The 20,532-nt window shown below is 62.2% G+C and carries 10 protein-coding genes; 3 read left to right on the top strand and 7 right to left on the bottom strand.

Going from position 1 to position 20,532, the window contains the following annotated elements:
• Positions 1–37 precede the first annotated feature (37 nt).
• The gene (locus ACLEJU_RS18680; protein WP_435423484.1) at positions 38–4,564 is read left to right on the top strand and encodes a hypothetical protein; all 4,527 of its coding nucleotides are present in this window, start codon (positions 38–40) and stop codon (positions 4,562–4,564) included.
• Positions 4,561–9,144: an RHS repeat-associated core domain-containing protein gene (locus tag ACLEJU_RS18675; protein ID WP_435423483.1), complete on the top strand. Its 4,584-nt coding sequence runs from the start codon at positions 4,561–4,563 to the stop codon at positions 9,142–9,144. The genes ACLEJU_RS18680 and ACLEJU_RS18675 overlap by 4 nt, the downstream gene beginning before the upstream one ends.
• Before the next feature lie 135 nt (positions 9,145–9,279).
• Here ACLEJU_RS18675 and ACLEJU_RS18670 read toward each other — a convergent pair whose 3' ends face one another.
• Genes ACLEJU_RS18670 through ACLEJU_RS18645 form a run of 6 tightly spaced genes read right to left on the bottom strand, consistent with a single transcriptional unit; the run spans position 9,280 to position 17,215 of the window.
• On the bottom strand, positions 9,280–10,224 hold the full coding sequence (locus tag ACLEJU_RS18670; protein WP_435423482.1) for an OB-fold domain-containing protein: 945 nt from the start codon (positions 10,222–10,224) through the stop codon (positions 9,280–9,282).
• A 5-nt stretch (positions 10,225–10,229) separates the two neighbouring features.
• Entirely contained in the window at positions 10,230–11,441 is a 1,212-nt protein-coding gene (locus ACLEJU_RS18665) for a thiolase family protein (protein WP_435423481.1), read from the bottom strand.
• Positions 11,442–11,490: 49 nt separating this feature from the next.
• Entirely contained in the window at positions 11,491–13,158 is a 1,668-nt protein-coding gene (locus ACLEJU_RS18660; protein WP_435423480.1) for a DUF1302 domain-containing protein, read from the bottom strand.
• On the bottom strand, positions 13,136–14,290 hold the full coding sequence (locus ACLEJU_RS18655) for an MBL fold metallo-hydrolase (protein ID WP_435423479.1): 1,155 nt from the start codon (positions 14,288–14,290) through the stop codon (positions 13,136–13,138). Before ACLEJU_RS18655 ends, ACLEJU_RS18660 begins: the two co-directional genes overlap by 23 nt.
• Positions 14,283–16,136 carry a long-chain-acyl-CoA synthetase gene (locus tag ACLEJU_RS18650; protein ID WP_435423478.1) on the bottom strand — a complete coding sequence of 618 codons (1,854 nt, stop codon included), beginning with the start codon at positions 16,134–16,136 and terminating at the stop codon, positions 14,283–14,285. Before ACLEJU_RS18650 ends, ACLEJU_RS18655 begins: the two co-directional genes overlap by 8 nt.
• Complete coding sequence (locus ACLEJU_RS18645; protein ID WP_435423477.1) at positions 16,133–17,215, bottom strand: alkene reductase; 1,083 nt, start codon at positions 17,213–17,215, stop codon at positions 16,133–16,135. The genes ACLEJU_RS18650 and ACLEJU_RS18645 overlap by 4 nt, the downstream gene beginning before the upstream one ends.
• Before the next feature lie 239 nt (positions 17,216–17,454).
• On the opposite strand from ACLEJU_RS18645, the gene ACLEJU_RS18640 reads away from it, so the two are divergent.
• Positions 17,455–18,780, top strand: coding sequence for a spinster family MFS transporter (locus ACLEJU_RS18640; RefSeq protein ID WP_435423476.1), 1,326 nt, complete (start codon positions 17,455–17,457; stop codon positions 18,778–18,780).
• Between the two features lie 329 nt (positions 18,781–19,109).
• Here ACLEJU_RS18640 and ACLEJU_RS18635 read toward each other — a convergent pair whose 3' ends face one another.
• On the bottom strand, positions 19,110–20,468 hold the full coding sequence (locus ACLEJU_RS18635) for a DUF1329 domain-containing protein (RefSeq protein WP_435424293.1): 1,359 nt from the start codon (positions 20,466–20,468) through the stop codon (positions 19,110–19,112).
• Positions 20,469–20,532: the final 64 nt, after the last annotated feature.

Below are 20,532 nucleotides of genomic sequence, written 5' to 3'. Positions count from 1 at the left end.
CAGCACCCTGTTGGGGCCTCAAACCGGAGAAGTTGAAATGAGCGCCAAGAAAAGCTACAGCGAGAAGGATGTGTTCAGGTGCTTCAATACAGGCGACCCCGTTACCGTCAACGGGAATGCCTACTACTGGTGGGGAACCAGCAAACGGGTCGTTATCCTCGCGTCAACGCTCGAATATAGAGACTTCATTGAGATTGAATGGAGCAAGGTCGACAGCATCGAGTGCCTTGAAGAAACAAAGCAAAGAGTAGCGAACGATTTTTCCGAGTTTTTCAAGAGAGGCTGGCGGCTGGTGAAGACCAGCTACCACGACAAACTCCATACCCTCCCTCACCCATTCCTGACCGAGCATAGTTTCTATGAAAGTTCGCCCTTCTTTCAGATCGGTAAGGTTTCAATGCTTAACGCCTCAACAGCTGTATTCATCAACGATGATGATGTCGAAGCATTGAAAGTCAAAATTGCCAACCCCTGGTTTTCAAATAGGCTTACCAAAAATTTTTACCCACACCAAGGTTTGAACTACGTGTTCTTTTTCCTCGGCGAAAGCACCCCAGTGCCTGACTTCGTGGACATGGAGGCCACCCGCTACCAGGCACTCGTGCATGAAATGAGACCTGATTTTGTTCTTGAACTACCCGGTATCATCTCTCCGCCTACGGTCGAGCCTGCCGTTGAACCTGCCATAGCGCCAGACCTGTTGGCTGAACTCCCCAACATGACAGGCTTCGAGCACAGCGCGTTAGGCACCGGTGATTGCGTTTGGGCAAGCCCCTGCCATGTGCTGGCGGACCGGGACCTGCAGCTGGACGAAACCGTTCACGTCTGGGCCGTCGACCCCATCGACGGGCGTGTGCTGAAAACCGTCTCGCTGAAGGCGACCGAAGCCAACAAGGCCCTCGTGGCCTGGCCAGTTGCGTTGGTCAAGGCGATCCAGGCCGACCAAACGTTGGTCGAGGGTTCCGTGCTGCTCCAGGCCGGGCATCTGTCGGACGCCGCCGAACTGACCGAAAACACCGGTGCCCCCACCTCGCAAACCTTCACCGGCTATAACAACGTCGAGAAAAGCCAGGTCGACCGTTTGTGGGCATTTGATTCGCATTGCAAGCTGCTCAGCAACCTTCCGTTCAAGGCCAACCAGGTCTGCGCACTCACGCTTCCGGATGCAGCGCCGTCTTTGGGAGAACGTGCATGTATCCAAGTACGTCACAGGACCAGCCAGCACCTGTACGAATCCCATTTTTTCCAGCCCGATGCGAAAAGCACCCGCGGTAGCTGGAGCATACAGATGTGCGAATTTCTTAACCAGCACAGTGCGATGCTGAGGGCCGGCAAGCGTCAGGACGATGGCGTCACTATCACGCCCGCGAAACAGGGTAATCAGCTCTGGATACCGCAACTGTCCGACCTTTCTGTTCAACTTGAATCCGTCAATTGGCTTGAGCACGCATCATTTACCGTGAACTCGGACCTGGCCTTGGATAGCGAGGTGATGATTGCGGTGCACGATGATGTGACGGGCGCACCGCTGCCGGGATCGCCGTTCACGTTCTCTCCAAGTATTGAAAGCCAGGCGCAGAACCAATGGCCGAGGGCGTTGGCCAGCCAGTTGGCGGGCAGTCCCTTGGCACCCTACATCAAACTGGAACAGGCAAGTGGCGGCGGCACGGACCCTGCATCGACATGGCGTTGCTTGCGCGCAGGGGTTCTACTGCGCATCTGGATGAGTGAGCCCTTGGCGTCACCGGCTTGGTCAAGCCGCTCCGGTGAGGATATCGATGACGTGCTTGACGCTTGTCTTGGCGACGAAAGTGTTCGGTTGCTCATTGAGAGCCGTGACACACGCACGGGATACCTCTGCCACGCTTCATCCATAACCTTGCCGGCGATGGAGTCTTCGATAGATCAGGCAGAGAAGCGGGTCAAGCTGGCGAAAACGTTTGACGAGCATTTGAAAAAAAACGGCGTTGTTTGGCTTGGACTCAGCATCGCTTCCAACGATTTCTGCACCTCACCGAACACTTGGAAAGCGTGTGAGGCAACGGTTCTCCAGTTACAAACAACGCTAGAGAAACTAATGCCAACGCCCATAGCGGTTGGCAGCCAAGACACTAACCCTTTGCCCGTTCACATTAATCGCCGGATAATGAACGTGCCATTCAAAGAACATTGGAACACCCTATTTAAAATAAACCACTCCTACTCCACAACACCCGAAGAACGAGAAGACTTAAGGCGCTTAAAACATATAAGCAGCAGAGACCAAGCATTCGACCAATTTCACATACAGGACATTCTCAACACGGACTACTTAGGCGACATAAACGACATAAATTATTTATATTTAGAGATACTTAACAAGCCACACCCCAAATATCCAGTGAGTCATTATATCGAAAAAGAAATCAAAAAGAACCTCGCACAAATCAATATCCACACCCCACAAGCCACACCAAGCATAAAAGCTAATTACAAGCACTTCCTCACCCGATATTTATCAAGAAGACATATCCACATCAGCCGAGCATCCCCAATATCTCACGCCGCCTCGGTTATTGCATTTAGATTTTTTAGAGCATTTAACATGTTAAAAGATTTTAATTTCGCTTCATCTCTCCCGGAGCCCTTCGCTGATAAAAATCTTATTAGAAAGACCTTATCCAATCTAGCAATTACCCATCACAACTTCGCAACTATAGACATCCACACCTCATCTTCACCGAAGCAACTCTGCATTCTGCTTGGTACTAAAGTCATCGCCAAACACCCCTCACTAGTCTCATGCAGACGGAATGACTATGGACTTGCACTGGACTTAAACTTCCTTTTCGAACGCGATGAAGATCGCGCTTCAGCAGTGATCATGATCGGCGTCTTATCCCCTGATTATCTGTGGAGAAAAATTCAAAACTGCAGAATAGAAAAAATACTAATCGAAGAACCTGCGCACGACACTCTGTGTGCCGACATGGCAAATACCGAAGGGTCCGAGCTCTTTGCCTCTAGCGGCTCACAGCTTCATGGTGTCTCGCCCCAGACAGGCCTGTTCCACTTCCATCACACAATTGCAACGCTTTGCAGCCTTTCCGGCAGTACGCCCGCGATCTCACTGGCGTTCAACTACTCGCCGTTACGTGCCAATGAAAGCGCCCTCGGCGATGGCTTCGCGTTCTCCGGTTTTTCGTCTTACGACAATCGAAAGCGGCGCGTGGTACTGAGCAACGGGATCGTACATGAGCTCAGCATCGATGATATCAAGGGGCTAATCAATGGCACGCCGATAGTACGCCTTGGCTATACCCTCAAGGCAGCCCAAGGGACTACCGACGAGTTGAGCGCTGAAGGTGGTAAACGAAAGGCCTATCACCTGTCGGCTTTCACGGTCGAATATCTGAACGGCCACGAAGAAGTACTTGGGCTCCCCCAGACCCATGACAACCTGGAAAGTGGCGGAGGGTATAAAGACAACCTTAAAAGCAAGCTCAATGAAAGTATCGCGAAAATCGATAAAGCACTGGAGGAGCTGAAAACTCCATCAAAAGATGCACTGCCGATATGGAGCATTATCGGTGGCTTTTTGACCGGTGGCCTTGGTGTTGGGGCCGGCTCAAAACTTGATGACTACGAAAAAACCCGAAGCATACAACTCGCTTCCGTTATCGCGACCTTTATCAGCACCACATGGGGTGCCGACGCTTTAGGTAAGGACCGAGAAAAGCTAAAACAGGTCACCGCGAATAGAACAGAGCTGAACAAGCTGAAAACCGAAATGGCGCTGGCACTGGCCGATGCCGAGCGGAATGCCTTGATCCTGGTGCCCCTGCAACTCAAGGCGGACAGCCGAGCGCTGCAACTGGACTGGCAAGGCGTAAAGGGCCATGTACGCCTGAATAGCATAAAAGACGGTGTCAACGTGCTGCTCAAGGCCGAGCACTCCGCCGAGCCGGTGCTCAAGGGTAACCAACAGAGCGTCTTCACCCTCTGGCCAGAGACTGATGAGCGCTGCTGCATCACCTTGGACATCAAGGACTGCCTGCTCAGGCGTTTGACTCGGTCCAGCGGCTCCCAGACCGACAAGCCCGACCAGCGCCTGCACTTCCAATACACCGCAACGCCAATCCTGGACAATGTATTGTGCTGCGTTGCCCAGGACGATGGCTCACGAGAAGTGGTCGCCTACGACTGGCCAAATAACGATGCATTACCTCGCGTCGAACTGCACACCCTCGTCCCCGGTGGCCAGCAAGCCAATACCCACCACGCCTGGGCCTGGGAAGGTGAAATGCAGATCACCGCAGCCACCCGCTACGCGCACGCCCCTGTCGGCAGCGACTTGGAGCAGGTCCCATCCACCCGCTGGGAGTGGTCCCACAGCGCTGACGGCGCCACGCAACTTGCGCGCCTGATCGAAAAGGTGCCCGGCGAGCAGCAGCGCATCACGCGCCATGTCTATCAGACCGACAACACCGTGCCCAGTACGCTGCGCCAGCTGCGGCAAACAGAGCAGCACATCACCGTCGAAGATCTCCGCGTCGCCGCCACTGTCGAGGAACCGCAGCCATGACCAGCACAGATCAGACCCCCTCTAGCCCAGCACACACCCTTCCAGCGGCTTCGCTCACGGAAACCGCGCTTACCCGTTACCGCCCCGGCGGCGTGGAACCTATAGAGTTCATCACTGACGATGGCTTGCACACGCGGCTCTGGTATTACGAAGCAGACGCCCATCCACTGGATATCAGCACGCTGGTTGCAGGGCTGACACTGGCCAAGGTCACCACCGGTACCAACGCCACCTCGGGCACCACCGGCAGGACGCTGGCCGATGCCACCCAGCTCACCTGCACCGAGCGCCCGGAAGCAGGTAAAAGCCTGCTGCCACTGTGCGCGCAATACCAGTACCTGCTGCTGCCCGACGGTACCCGCCAGGCCCCGGTACTGACCCTGTTCGGCTACGCCCTGAACCAGCGCGACGAGCACGGCACCCTGCTGCCCAACACCGTGCTGACCTTCGAAAGCTTCGAAGCCTTTGCCGACAGCGACACCCTGGCCTTGCAGGACGTGAAGCTGGCCAAACCAACAGCGCTGTCCGTCTCCCTGGTTCAGGCCAACTACCGGCACCAGGCCGGCGCGGTCCGCAGCAGCGAACGCATCGCCACCCAGTGGTACCAGAACGACAATGCACGCAGCACCCAGACCGTGACCGAGGTGGTGACCACCGGCAAACAAGCTGCCACCTACGAACTGCTGCGCACCACGCCCTACTCGGCGGCAACGGCCACCCTGCAGCGCCAGATCGTGTCGGCGCGCACCGGCCGCCTGTTGCGCGAAACCCGGCAAGACAGCGAGGGCAAGGCCATAGCGTTCATCTGCCATCGGTACGATAGCCTGGGCCGGGGCGTGCACAGTGACACCTATGCGTTCACTGAAGAGGCCTTTACCACTGGCGTAGTGACCTCGCTGAAACCCACCCTCTCGCAATCCATCCACTACGCGGAAGACGGCAAGGGAAACTGGGTCAGGAGTTGCGACGCCCAGGGGCGCCACCAGCAGTGTTATTACGACGGCCAGCAACGCATCGTGCGCCGTGAGCTGCAACGCGTGCCAGGGGATGATCACGGTGCCGACAATTACTGCACGGTGGAACAAACATCCTGGGACAGTGATGGGCAAATGGCCGGCCAAGTGATGTTCGACTACTTGCCGGGTGGCCTGCGCATCGACAACGTCAAAGCACTGCCCGAGCGGAGCAAGGACTGGTTCTGGCAGGCCCACGGGCATGACCCGTTGGTTACCGACACAAACCAGAATGTGTCGCTGACCACCCGTTCCACCTTGGGGCTGATCTCACAAGGCGCATTGACCACTCAACAAACCACCCAGCGCAACCTGCCGGACGGGTCGGTCACCCTGACCCACGAAACCTGGAAAGGCCTGGAGAAACCTGCCGCCGGTGCTGCCATCACCACCACCCAGACCCTCAACCAGAAAGGCCAGCGCACCCAGGTGACCGAGGACATTCCCGGCTATGCGAAGCAAGCCAGAATCTGGGATATCACCTACGACGGTCTGGGGCGCCCAGAGCAACTGACCCAACCGGACAAATCGATCATTGCCTGGGCCTATGAAGGCTTGAACGACGCCCCGACCCGTATGAGCGTGAAGAAGTCGGCGAAAGCGCCGGAACGGGTATTGGCCAGCCGCACGTTCAATGAGGGCACTGTGTCGACGCTGGTCAGGGGCAGCGATACCAGCCAGACCCTGCGGACCCGACCAGACGGTTACATGAAGCCAGATGGCACCAGCCTTTACCATGCACGCAACGACGATGGCAGCCTGTCCTGGTATGCACAAAAAGGCAGCAGCACCGATAGCAGGACACCTTTGGCAACCTTCAAGTTGAGCCCCGTCACACAGGCCTTGCAGGCCGAACGCCCGGTGCAGGGTGATTATCAAAGCCTGGTCACCAGCGAAACCTTGCAGCCGCTGCTATTGGGCACCTGGCGCTTCAACCGGACAGTGCACGGGCAACAGCAGCGCGATGAGGGGGCGGCCTCCCTGCGCGGCGCCTTGACCGGCACATGGAACAGCAACGACCTGCCCCTGCAGGCCTGGGAGAATGCCCAAGGCTACCGCAGCCGATTGCGCCGGGGATCACTCGAGTACCTATACACCTACACTGCACTGGGCCAGTTGGCCTGCCTCACGGTGCAAGACATGCGCAGCGGCCAGCACTTGCAGGTGCTGCACGACTACGATGCCTTCGGCCGCGAAACCAAGCGCAGTTATGCGCTGAACCGCCAGGAGAAAGTGCGCTACGAGCAAACCTGGTCACCGGCCAGCCAGCTGCTAAGCAAGACGCTGTACCGTGACGGCACACAGGCAAGAACCGAGACATTCGTCTATTACACCAGCGTCACCGGCACCAGCGATGAATTGCAGCAGTGGACAGTGGACGCAGTGGCGGGCGAAGAGGTCAAGGATGACGAAGGGTATGCCATCAAGAAAGAGGCTTACCAGTACGACGAACTGGGCAGCATGACCCAATGCTCGACCACCCGTAGCAACAACGACACGCTGGTACGCAACTATGCCTACGACGATGCGCTGCATCCAACCCGGCGTACCGCAGTCACCTGCACCGCGACCCTTGCCGGCAAGGCCAGTACCCGCACGGTCACCCTGACGTACGACGCCAACGGCAACCTGGCAACCAACGAGCGGGAACAGTCCCTGGCCTACACTGACAGCGGCCGCCTGAGGTCAGTGACTGCCAAGGGTGGCACGACGCCGCTGAGCTATTACGAGTACGACGAACATGACCGGTTGATTGCCCAGTGTGATGTCGCCAACAACCAGCGGCGCATCCTCAACTATGGTGCCAATGGCCTGAGTGGGGAAACCTGGCTGGACGGCGCAGGCAAGGTGCTCAAACGCCTGACGCTGGATGACCAGGCAGGCCTTGCGGTTGCCTTGGGCGATCAATGGCTGTTCGTGCTTGGCGACCCGCAGACTGGTGGGGGTGACGAATATCAGTTCAAGGACGGCGCCTGGGTGCGCCAATCGGCCACTTTCACGCCCTGGGGCGTCACCCATCTGGCCACCCTCAACGACCAAGCGGTGGGCGTCGATTACAATTGCCAGCGGGTGGATCGGGTGACGGGTGGTTTTCATCTGGGCGACGGCTACCGCTTCTACGACGCCCAGCACAAAGTGTTCTACCAGCCCGACGACTGGAGCCCCCTGGGTGCAGCCGGCCCGAATGACCGTGCCTATTGCCCGAAAGCCGACCCGGTCAACTTCGAGGACCCCAGTGGCCACATCATGCTCAACCGCCAGGCCCAGGTCGCCAGCCTGGCACGGCTCGACACCATTATTGCCGCGCTGACACCCAGCACGGAGACGGCGCCGCCCCAGGCGGCCAGCACGGGGGAATGGCTGTTGTTCGCTGGGCTGACGATTCTGGGCGGGCTGATGATCGTAGCCTCGGCGGGCACCCTGAGTGCGCCGGTGCTCGCCGGGCTGATGATCGCCTACACAGCGGGTGCCGCAGTCACGGCGACGGGGATGGCATTGAGGCAGTCGGACCCTGAGCTGTCGCGGATATTGGAACCTGTGGGGCACGTGATGATGGCACTGGCCAGTGCGCCAGCATTCGGCTCGCAGATGGCCGGGGTGGCGAAAGCGGTGATGTATGGGTCGACGCTGGCGTATGCAGGTTTGACCATCGCTCAGATATCGGTGCAACAGAGCAACCCTGAACTGGCAGAGAAACTGGGATGGGCGGCGATGGCTGCTGGCCTGGTTGACCTGCTCCACGGCGGAGCCAAAACGTTGCCCAAAGCGCTGGGTAAACTTGGCAGAAAAAGCATGGCGGGACTGCGCGCACTTCGTAACAGACCAAAACATTGCTGGACCCAGTATTACGAAACAAGCATCAATACTGATCTGGTTTCTGCTGGAAAGCCAAGCAGAATACCAGTGCCAGTCCCTAAACCTCTAAGAAACCTAATCAACGCTCCCTCCACTGCAACGCCTCCAACCCCCACTCCGGGAACTCCAACTCGAACCCCAGCACTACAACGCAGGATGACGACTATAACCACGACAGATCTTGGAAAGTTCGAGCTTATTCATCCCGCCGGAAAACATCGCCCATCAGTTTATTGGTCAGCCCATGGAACCAACCAGATCTTTGGTGGCAAAACCTTGGTACCTGAAGGGTCGATAGTACGTACCTATGCACCTGCTACTGGCACCGTTGAAGGACATAGGATCTTTACCCGAACCAAAGGCTTCTTACCAAAAGAATGGTCGGCAGCGGAGACCATAGCCAGGGGTCTCGCCCAGCCAACAAAAACCATAGAAGGGGGGCACTACATGTCAAACTTCGGCCTCACGCACTTTGAGGACAATTCTGTAGAGTACTTAAAAGAACTCGCAAACCGCTACACTGTCGACGTTATCAGAATAAAACCCGGCGAGACCGCCTCATCCGCAGAGATCTTTCGAGGTTTGAAAAATGCAAATATTAACTATCAAGCACATGATCTCGGCCACTGCAGGACTTCAGAAATAAAACAAATGCTGCACCTCCCCTTGCCTAACAGAGAGATTCCAATACCAACTACCCCGATAACTTAATTTATTTCAACCTTGATAGTTGCTAGACGCTGCTTGTCGCAAACCAGTTCAGCGTTGACCTTGAGATGGCCAATGCTGAACTGGTTAACAATGTTTGGCTTGGCCTACACAGCCGGTCCCATCCAGCGGTGGGCTTCAACACTGGTAGAGAATCACCAGGTCGTTAATCACCGACGGCCGCTCCTGGCCGACCACGTGGGTATTGATCTCCAGGGTCATCTGAGTACCACGCTGGTTCAGCTCCACCGCCTTGACCCGGGCCCGGGCATGAATGCGCGACCCGGCCGGCACTGGCGCCGGGAAGCGCAAGCGGTCGGAGCCGTAGTTGATCTGCGTGGTAAAGCCGGTGATCTCAAAGCCCAGCGCCAGCTTCAGCCGCGACTGCAGCACCTGCACCAGCGCGCCGTGGGCGATGGTGCCACCAAACGGGCTGCTGCGCCGGGCCCGCTCAGGGTCGGTGTGGATCCAGTAGTCGTCACCCGAAAGCTCGGCAAAGGCATCGATCAGTGCCTGGTCCACCAGCAGGCTGTTGCTCCAGCCGCTGTACTGCTCGCTGACCAGGGCCTGCAGGGCGGCCTGGTCCTGGCAGTCGACCTGCAGGCGGTTTTCGGAGGCCTCGACAGGTGCCACTTCCTCCACCACCCGTGGTGCTTCCAGCGCTGCGGCGTCCTGCGCAAGGCCAGTAAAGCGCAGCAGCCGGGTGCCCTTGCCATCGACTTCGGCAAACACCGGCTGCAACGGCATGCCGATGCGGATCTGGTCTTCCTCCAGGCCCACCAGGGTGGTGTTGACCCGTACCCCTTCGGCCAGCTCCACCACCGCCAGTTTCTGCGGCATTTCATCGCTGAAGTCCGGCAGGGTCGCAATGCGCGCCAAGGTGTAGCTGTACAGCGTCGCCTGGCCGCTCACCTCGCGCCACGCCGGGTCCGGCACCAGGCAGGCCGGGCAGTGCCGGCGCGGGTAGAACAGCCATTGGTCACAGGCGCCACACTGCTGAACCAGCAGGCGGCGGGCCTTGAGCCCTTCCCAGAACGGCGCGGAGATCTCGGTCGCCACGGGCATCGGTTTGTTGTTCGACATGATCGTCATGCTCCCTGAAGAATCAAAGCGCCCTGCTCGCTCATCACGCCGCCGGTACCGGAGACGTAGACGCTGTCGCAGCGCTGCAACTGGCGTTCGCCCGCGGCCCCGGCGATCTGCGTGACCGCCTCGATGACCTGGGACATGCCGCCGGCCGAGCCGGCCTGACCGAAGCTGAGCTGGCCGCCATGGGTGTTCATGGGGAAGTCGCCGCGCCAGGTCAGGTCGTGCTCGCGGACAAACGCCATGCCCTCGCCCTTGCCGCAGAAGCCGGCGTCTTCGAGGGTCAGCAAGGCGGTGATGGTGTAGCAGTCGTAGATCTGCGCGGCATCGACGTCGGCCGGTTTCAGCCCGGCCATGGCGAAGGCGCGGCGCGAGGCCGGGCCGACCGGTGTGTGCACCATGTCCTCGGCGTAGGTCGGCGACTTGAACGCCAGGTGCTCGCCGAAGCCGGTGATGTACGCCGGGCGTTTGCGTGCACGCGCCGCCAGTTCCTTGTTGGTGATGATCAGCGCCGCGCCGCCAGCCACCGGCATGACGATCTCCAGCACGTGCAGCGGGTCGGCGACCATGCGGCTGGCCAGCACCTGTTCCACGGTCAGCGGCTGGCCGAAGAACATCGCCTGCGGGTTGGCCTGGGCGTTGGTCCGCTGGTCCACGGCGATTTTCGCCAGGGCCCGTGGGTCGTAGCCGAACTGCGCGGCGTAGCGCTGGGCGATCATCGCGTAGCCGGTGTTCTGGCCCATGTGTCCGTAGGGCAGGTCGAATTCCGCCTCCGGGGCGCCGAACGCCGTGCTATGCCCGCCAAAGCGCATGGCCCGGGCCATCCAGCCAGCGTCTTCATCCGGCCCCAAGGGTGCCATGCGCGCCGGCAGCACGCACAGCACCGCCTGGCACAGGCCCAGTTCGATGGCGGCAGCGGCGCGCCAGACCATGCCGACCGAGGTGCAGCCCCCCAGGTCGACCACTTCGGCGAAATTCAGCCGCAGGCCCAGGTATTCGGCGGCCATGGCCGGGACGAACACCGAGGCTTCGTGGAACTGCGGCCCGTTGATCACCAGGCCATCCAGGTCCGAGGCTTGCAAGCCGGCATCGCGCAGGGCCTGGGCGGCCAGGTCGGCGACCTGTTCGAGGTGGAACATCTTCGGTGCCGTGGCGTATTTTTCCGGCTTGTACTGCGCAGTACCGACTATTGCTGCGTGGCCTTTGAGCCCCATGGTGCCTCCATGCCAGCGCCCGCGGGCGCCAGCGTTGTCAGGTGATCGGTCAGAAGGTGTATTTCAACGAGAAAGTGGCGTAGTCACGGTCGGCGTAGGGCCGCTTGATCGCGTCTGGCGAGCCGAGGTAGCCGACATAGGTCAGCGCGGCTTCCAGGTTGCCCAGGTACTTGAAAGTGGTGCCCACGCTGATGCGGCGGTCACCCTGCACACCGGAAATGCTCCCGGCCATGGGCGTCGAGCCGCTGAACACATTGGAGAAGCGCACCGGCACTTCCAGGTCCCAGCCCTGGAACACCCCCGGGTAACTGAACGACGCGCCAACGGTGTAGGCGCTGGCGTTCCGGGAGCGCCAGCCGGTCGAGGTCTTGTAGGTGTAGTCGTCGGAGGCCGCAACCAGCGGCGCCAGGCTCGGCAGCAACGCCACGCCCTGCAGGTTGCCGGCTGCGGAAGTGGCGTCGACGCTGTCGACCTTGACGTGGATGATCTCGCCGGTGAGGGTGGTCTGGCTGGCCCATGGCCGGTCGCCCAGCACGCGCATGGCCGAGAGCTGGAACTGCTGGCCCTTGCCGCGCGCCGGGGTCGGCCCCAGGCCGGTGTTGACCATCACCGGTGCACCGTCGCGGTACGACCATTCGCCGCCGATCTGGGTCTCGCCGAGCTTGGTCGAAGCGCTGATACCGGTGAGCTTGATGTCCTCGAAGTACTTCACCCGGTAGCCGTTGGCAGCGAAGGCAAACAGGCCGCCCCCCACCGGCACCGGGCTGTAGCCCACCAGCGCGGTGGCCGGGTTCTTGTCGTGGTAGTTGACGTGGAACAGCGACAGTTCCAGGGCCGGCACCGGCCGGTAGCGCAGCTGCACGCCCCACTGGCCACTGTCGCGGGGCTCATCGGTGCCACGGTACGGCACGTTGCCGGTCGGCGTGATCAGGAACTCGCGGCCCGGGCCAATCACGTCGGTGCCCGACAGGTAGCTGCCCACCGGGGCCAGCTCGGTGCCCTTCCACTCGTACTGCATATAGGCACCGAAGGTGAACTGCGGGTTGAAGCGGTACGAGGCCGACACCTGGCCCACCGGCAGCAGCACTTCCTTGACCTCGACCCCGGGTTGCGCGGCCTTGACCGCGTCGGAGGGGTTCTGCACGCCGTTGACCCCGGGGTAGTACAGGCTCTCGCCCCAGGACTCGATATGGCGGCCGGCCTTGACGTCGAGCATCGAGTCGTTGTCGAAGCGCCAGCCGCCGAACACGTAGGCATCCAGCAGGCGGGTACGGCCACCGCTGTAGTACTTGGCGTCGCTGGTGAATTCATCGTTGTCACCGTCCTTGTTGACGGTGGCCGGCGAGTCGTTGTCGTTCTTGCGGTGGTAGACGTCGTCGTAGAAGGTACTGGCGCGCACCACGGCGCCATAGTTGTCCATGCGCATGATCATCTCGCCCAGTGCGCCCAGGCGGTTGGTGGTCAGGCTGCCCTGGTTGAAGTTGCGGTCACCGTCGTCGGCGTTGACCCCCATCAGGCGGTCGCTGGGCTTGGCCAGGCGCACGCCGATGCCGTAGCTGGTGGTCACCGACCAGTCGATGGTGGCGCCATTGTCGAACTCGATGGTCTCCCCCGCCCAGGCCGACGCCGATGCCAGGGCAATCGCCGCCGTCAGGCCGGCCAGCGGCAAGCCGCGGCTGGCAAGGCCAGTATCGTTATTGTTGTTCTTGTCGATCACACGGACTCTCCTGAAGGGCAACCGGCTGGCTGCCTGGAATGGTCAACGTTGCCGTCGGGCCGGGCGCGGCTGCGGGTTGCCCCGGGGTGCCACGGCGGTAGCGGTAGTGCGCCTGGTGCAGCTCGCGCACCAGCAGCCCTTCGGTCATGAGGTAGTTGGCATGGGCCAACGTTTCGCCAAGCGCCATCAGTTCGTCGAAACGCCCTGACAGCCTGGGGAACAGCACGGCCATCAGCTCGAGCGCGCTACGCGGCGCATCACAGCTGGCCAACAGGCGCGACAGCTGGGCCTGGTGATGCGCCTGCAACTGGTCCAGGCGCGCATGCAGGTTGTAGAACGGCCGCTCGTGGGCCGGCAGCACCAGCACGCTGTCGGGCAGCCTGCGCAGGTGTTCGAGCGAGGCCAGCCAGTCACGCAGCGGGTCGGCCTCGGGCTCGGTAGCATGCACCCCCACCGTCGGGGTGATGCGAGGCAGCACCTGGTCGCCGGCAATCAGCACGCTGCCGTCTTCGGCATACAGGCAGGCGTGCTCGGGGGAATGGCCACGCCCCACCACCACGCGCCACTGGCGGTTGCCGATGGGCAGGCGGTCGCCGTCTTGCAGGCGCCGGTAGCTGTTGAAATTCAGGGGGCGGAAGTGGCCGCTCTGGATCAACCGGTACAGCTCGTCGATCTGCGCGTCGGTAAAGCCCGCCTTGGCGTGGAAGTCGTGGAAATCCCAACCCGGCGCCTGCCCCGCGGGCACCGTGATGTACAGCGAGCGGTACTCGCTGGCGGTCATGTAGATCGGGCAGCGGTAGCGTTCTGCGAGCCAGGCGGCGACGCCGGCATGGTCGGAGTGGTAATGGGTGCAGATCACCGCCAGCACCGGCTGCCCGGCGAACAGCCCGGTGAACACCTGCTCCCAGGCGTCACGGGTCTGCGCGGTGTTCATGCCGGTGTCCACCACCACCCAGCCGTCGCCATGGCGCAGCAGGTACAGGTTGATGTGGTCGAGGCGGTACGGCAGCGGCATGCGCAGCCACCACACGCCGTTCAGCACCTCGCGCCACTCGCCACTGCCCTGCGCCTGCGGCCAGGGGTAGCGCAGGCCGCTCGCCAGTTCGTGGCCTTGCGCGTTGAGCTCAGCCATGTTGGCCACCGACGAAGGCTGGCAGGCCGACTTGGGCCAGCATCTCCAGCGAATAGGGCTGATACGTGGCATTGCCTTCGTCGCGGATGAACAGCGGGTCGGCGCAGGCTTGCGGGCAGTAGCCCTGGCGCTGCAGGTCGACCTTGCGCAGCTTGAAGGTGCTGGTCAGGTCTGCCGCCGCACTAACCCGCACGAACAGCGGCGCGGCATAGCGCGGCAGGCGCGCTTCGGTCAGCTGGTAGAACGCCTGCGGGGCGAACACCTCCCCCGGCTGCATCAGCACGGCGGCCATCCCCGCCCTGCCCTCGTGCTCCGGCACCTGCACGCCGTAGACGTTGATCAGTTCCAGGCCCGGCAAATCGCTGAGGGCATCGGCCACCTCCTGGGTGGAGACGTTCTCGCTCTTCCAGCGGAAGGTGTCGCCAATGCGGTCGACGAAGTAACAATAGCCATCGGCATCCTGGCGCAGCAGGTCGCCCGAGCTCCACCAGGCATCGCCAGCCTGCAGCACATTGCGGCGGATCTTGCTCTCGGTGGCTGCCGCGCAGGTATAGCCCTCGAAGCGGCCGCCGCCGATGTCGGGATGGTCGACGATAAAGCCCATGGCCTCGCCCACCTCACCGACTTCGCACAGCTGGTAGAAGCCGTTGGCATCGCGTGGGTGGCAGTCGTTCTCCACGTCGTAGCGCACCAGGCGCAGGTTGGTACGGTTCCAGTCCGGCACCCGGCCGCAGGAACCGAGGTAGTTGTCGACGTTGATCAGGTTGGTGTTGGCCTCGGTGGCGCCCCAGCCTTCGAACACCTGGATCGGGCCGAAGCGCTCGACCCAGCGTTGCCAGGCCTCCGCCGACAGGCCGGCGCCGAGCATGCAGCGCAGGCTGTGCTCGCGCTCCCCGGCCTGGGGCGGGCGATTGAGCAAGTAGCGGCAGATTTCGCCGATGTACTGGAACACGCTGATGCGATGGCGCGTCACGTCGTTCCAGAACTCGCGCACGCTGAACTTGCGCCGCACCACGATGCTTGCGCCCACGCGCAGGGCCGTGGAGGTGACCGAGGTGGCGGCCGCGCCGTGGTACAGCGGCAGGCAGCAATAGAACACATCGGCGTGGGTGGCCTGCAAGGTCACTTCCATCACATCGCCCGACGACATCCAGCGCATGTGGCTATAGCGCGCCGCTTTCGGCAGGCCGGTGGTGCCCGAGGTGAAGATGAGCAGGGTCGGCGCCTGGGCCTCGATATCCGCACGCAGCGCCCGCGGGAAGCGACTGCGCGGTGCGGCGGCGAGGTCCTGGGCGAACGTGGTGTCGATACCGGCCGGTAGCTCACCCGGCCAAGGCTGTTCGGCGTCATCGACCAGCCACACCGGCAGCGGCGGCAAGCCTTCGGTCGCCTGCAGGTTGCCCAGGCACTCCTCACCGACCAGCAGGGCCTTGGCGTGGGTGGTTTGCAGCGCATGCACCAAGGGTTTGCCGGCCACCTGCGTGTTGATGAACGCTACCACCACGCCGAGCTTGACCAGGCCGAACCAGCAGGCGAAGAACGCCGGGCGGTTCTCCATGGCCAGGGCGCACACGTCACCGGGGCGCAGCCCACGGGCCAGGCAGGCATGGGCCACCTGGTCGGCCAGGCGGTCGACTTCGGCGTAGCTGAGCACCTGCTCGCCATAGATGAGGAACGGGCGCTCGCCTTGGCGATCGGCCTGCGCTTCCAGACGGTCGGCCAGGGTGTACAGGTCGCGTGGCTTGATCTGCGCGCTGGCAGCGCTGCGCAGGTCGAGCAGGGCCTGGGTCTGCTCACGGCTGACCGGCTGTTGCGCCGGGGCGTGCAGTGCTTGAGGCAGGTTCATTGCGTCACCTCCGCGCTGGCCTGCCAGCGGGGGTAATCGCTGTAGCCGCGGGCCCCAGGGGTGTACAGGGTCTTGCGGTCGAAGCCGGCCAGGGGCCGCCCGTGGCGCAGGCGCTCGACCAGGTCAGGGTTGCCGATGAAGTGCCGCCCGAAGGACACCGCCGCGCCCTCCCCGGCCGCCAGCGCAGCCTGCGCCGAGGCACCGTCGAAGCCATCGTTGAGGATCAGCGCCTGGGCGCTGCTGCTGCGCGCCAGGGCGAACGCATCGAGCCCCGGCAGCGGCGAGCGCATGACATGCAGGTAGGCCAGGTTCAAGGGCGCCACCGCCGCACACAGCGCCGCACTGGTCACGGCCGGCTCGTGGTCGTCGATGTCGTTGTAGGGGTTGCCCGGGCACAGGCGCAGGCCCACCCGGCCTGCTCCGATGACGCCCGCCATGGCCGCCAGCACCTCTGCAGCGAAGCGCACCCGGTTGCGGGCGTCGCCACCGTATGCATCGTCGCGCTGGTTGCTGCTGGCGGCCATGAACTGCATGGGCAGGTAACCGCTGGTGCAGTGCAGCTCGACGCCATCGAAGCCCGCCTCGCGGGCATTCAGCGCGGCGCGGCGATAGTCGTCGATCACCCCGGCGATGCCCTCAAGGGACAGCGCCTCGGGCATCTCGGTGTCGACCATGCCGGCCGTGTCGCTGAACAGCTGGGTGCGCGCGCGGATTGCCGAGGGCGCCACCGTGGCGGCGCCGAGCGGCTTGTTATGGTGGCTGGCGGCGCGCCCGACGTGCATCAGCTGCAGCACGATGCGCCCACCTTCGGCGTGCACGGCGCGGGTCACCTGGCGCCAGCCTGCTATCTGTTCGGCGCTGTAGATGGCCGGGGTGCGGCAGTAGCCCAGGCCGCTGGCCGAAGGCGCGGTGCCTTCGGCCACGATCAGCCCGGCGCTGGCCCGCTGGCGGTAGTAGGCGACCATGTCGCTGCCCGGCACACCTTGGCGGTCGGCACGGCTGCGGGTCATCGGGGCCATGACGATGCGGTTTGCCAACTGCAGGTCACCCAGCCGCACAGGCTCGAACAAGATGCTCATTTCAGCTCCTTCACTCTTCTTGTTGCCGGTGCGCAAGGGGCGCGCGACACCGGAGATGAGCTGAATGATTCACCCTGGCCAGGTGCGAAACATCGTCCGTCGAGACTAGTCCTGCAGTACCCGCTGCAGGGCTGGCCAAGGCCCCGGCCCAGCGGCGAAACTGGTCTGAACAGACGATGAAATCTCGCCGATATGCGCCGAGCATCGGGCGCACCTAAAACAAGAAGCGGAGCTGTGCTGTGAACCCATCCCCTCCCGTGACCTGGCGTACTCACTACGCCTTGCTGGTGCTGGCCAGCATCTATGTTTTCAACTACATCGACCGCCAGCTGATGGCGATCCTGATCGAGCCGGTCAAGCTTGAATTCGGCATTTCCGACACCGGCATCGGGCTGCTCTCAGGGGTGACCTTCGCGGTGTTCTACACGGTGTTCGGCCTGCCCCTGGGACGCCTGTCGGACCGCATCGGCCGCAAGCCGGTGATTGCCTTCAGCTGCATGGCCTGGAGCCTGATGACCATGCTCTGCGGCATGGCTGGCAGCTTCTTCACCCTGGTGCTGGCGCGGATCGGCGTGGCCATCGGTGAAGCTGGCGGCACCGCGCCGTCGGTGGCGATGGTCTCCGACCTGTACCCGCCGCAGCGCCGCTCCACCGCCCTGGCAGTACTGATGCTCGGTTCGAGCCTAGGCGCCATCGTCGGCCTCGGCCTGGGCGGCTGGATTGCCCAGCAGCATGGCTGGCGCTATGCGTTCCTGCTGATCGGCGCGCCTGGCATCCTGCTCGGCCTGCTGCTGTTGCTGACCGTGCGCGCCCCCAAACCGGTGCGGCTGCAGCAGGCCAGCGCGGCGCCGGCCGAAGGCTGGCTGCAGACCCTGGGCGAGCTGCTGCGCATGCCGTCATTCCCGTGGCTGGTGCTGACCGGTGGCGCGGCGGCGATCGCCGGCTATGCCATCGGTACCTGGAGCCCGAGCTTCCTGATTCGCTCCCACGGCCTGAACATGCAGCAGGCGGGCTTCCTGGTGGGGGTGATCGGCGGCAGCGGTTCGACCATCGGCACCCTGGTGTGCGGCATGCTCACCGACCGGCTGGCCCGGCGCGATGTCGGCTGGCAGATCGGCGTGCCGCTGCTGGGGACGCTGCTGAGCATTCCGTTTGCCCTGGCCTATTTCCTGTGGCCGCAGGGTATTGCCTTCTACATCGGCGATACGCCGGTGCCCCAGGCGTTCCTGTTCTACAGTGCGTTCGGGTTCTTTGGGGTGTGGTGGGCGACGCCGTGCCTGGGGGCGATCACCCATCTGTTCCCGGCGAATCGACTGGCTCAGGCCACGGCGATTTTTGTCATGGCCATGACGTTGCTGGGGGTTGGCCTGGGGCCGTTGTTGATCGGGATGCTCAGCGATCTGTTCCTGCCGAGTTTGCAGGGGGAATCGCTGCGGTATGCGCTGGCGGCTTCGGTGGTGTTGCTGGTGTTGGCGGCGGTGTTTCTGGCTATTGCGTTGCCGCGGTATCGGGCGCAGATCAAGGGTTTGGCGGGTGCCAAGGTAGTTGGCGCGGTAGCGGTGTAGGGGCCGGGGTGCCTCCCTCAAGAGATTTGGCCCACAGGATTAACACCATTTTCCAGGCGTACGCTGTACTTGTGGGAGCCGCGCTTGCCGGCGATGGGCCGCAAAGCGGCCCCGGCAATTTATGCAACAACCTTGAAATCGTGGGGCCGCTTTGCGGCCCATCGCCGGCAAGCGCGGCTCCCACAGGATCTCGCGCCAGCCTTGGCAAATTGAGCAAGACAGGCACCTGTCAGCCCTCACTCAATCTCCCAAATAAACCACTGCAGAGACAGAAAGGCCCGGCAGGGTCACCCCCGCCGGGCCTTGTTCACTTCCGGTACATCAACCCATCAACGCCCAATCGCCCGCGCCGCATCGGCGGTATACATGTCCGGCGTAAACTTGCTCTCGTTCAGAATCGGCCCCTTCTTCGCCTCGTTGGTCATTCCGTACCCGGTGTACTGCCCCGAATTCAAGTCCATGAAAAACTGCGACCCCGCCTGCCAGCCGCTCATGTCCGGGTGGTAGTAGTAGTTGATCATGGCGTGCTTCCACAGCTGCCCACGGGCATCGTAGTTGTCGGCCATCACCGCGTTCCAGGTGTCCTCATCAATGAACAGCACGCGCTTGCCATACACATGGCGGTAGCCTTCCTTCAGGTCGGCCTCAACCACCCACACCCGGCGCAGCTCGTAACGCATGAACTCAGGGTTGGGATGGTTCGGCGTCAGCAGTTCGGCGTACTTGACCGTGCCAGCGTTGGCCTTGAAAGCATTGGCCGGGCTGTAGATTTCGCGCTTGCCCAGCAGCTTCCAGGTGTAACGCTCCGGCGCACCGTTGAACAGGCGGTCCTCATCCACCGTCATGGTGCCATTGGTGCCGATCATCGGCTGGTCGTAACCGTACCCCGGCATCTGCCGCACGCGCCGGGTCGACGGGCTGTAGGCCCAGGCCTGGCGCGACGAGGTGACGAAGTTGTAGGGCTCGTGGGCAATGCTGATCACGCCGTTGTCACGGGCCGGCTTGAGCGTGGTGTTGTAGCTCATCGCCTGGATCATGTCGGAGGTCTTTGGCTCCACGGTCGGCGAATTGGCCTGTGACAGGTTGCGCGCATGGGCGCGGCCCCAGCCGATGCTGCCGTTGGGCAGGACCGAGGCAAGGTCGGAAATCTTCTCCTCGGTGTAGGCACGGGCCGGCAGCTGGTGGTTCCACAACACCTCCATGCCGTTCTTGGGAATCGGGAAAGGCACCTGGCCCAGCCCTTCGACACCCAGCCCGTCGTTGACCAGCTGGGCATGCAGGGCATTGTCCATGACCCGTCGGCACACGTAGTCGGGGTAACGGAAGTCGCGATGGCCCGGGTAGATGTTCATCTTGTAGCTGGTCGGGTACTTCTTCAGCAGCGCCTTTTGCCCGTCGGTCAGGTGCGCGGCGTACTGGTCCATGTTCTGCGCGGTGATCACCAGGATCGGCTTTTCATTGGCATACGGGTCCACCGGCTGGTCACCGGAGAACTTGACGTGGTTCCAGCCCGGCACCTCGCCCAGGTACTTGCCGGTGTAGGGCGGGATGGTACCTTCGGCATTGCCGGCCTGCTCGGCGCCGACGCAGGTCAGGTCCTTGCCCAGACGGGCGGCCTCCGCCGGTGGCACGGCGGCGTGAGCGCTGGTGACCAGCCCGCTGTTGAGGGTCAGAGCGGCTGCGAGCATTACCGTTGTTGTTGTTTTCATGTACTGCCTCCTTCGCTGATAAGGCGTGTGGTATGGCTTCATT

Source organism: Pseudomonas sp. SMN11 (assembly GCF_052041945.1).
Taxonomy (GTDB): domain Bacteria; phylum Pseudomonadota; class Gammaproteobacteria; order Pseudomonadales; family Pseudomonadaceae; genus Aquipseudomonas.
Note: the sequence above shows the minus strand (reverse complement) of the source record. Positions and strands in the feature narration are given on the sequence as shown.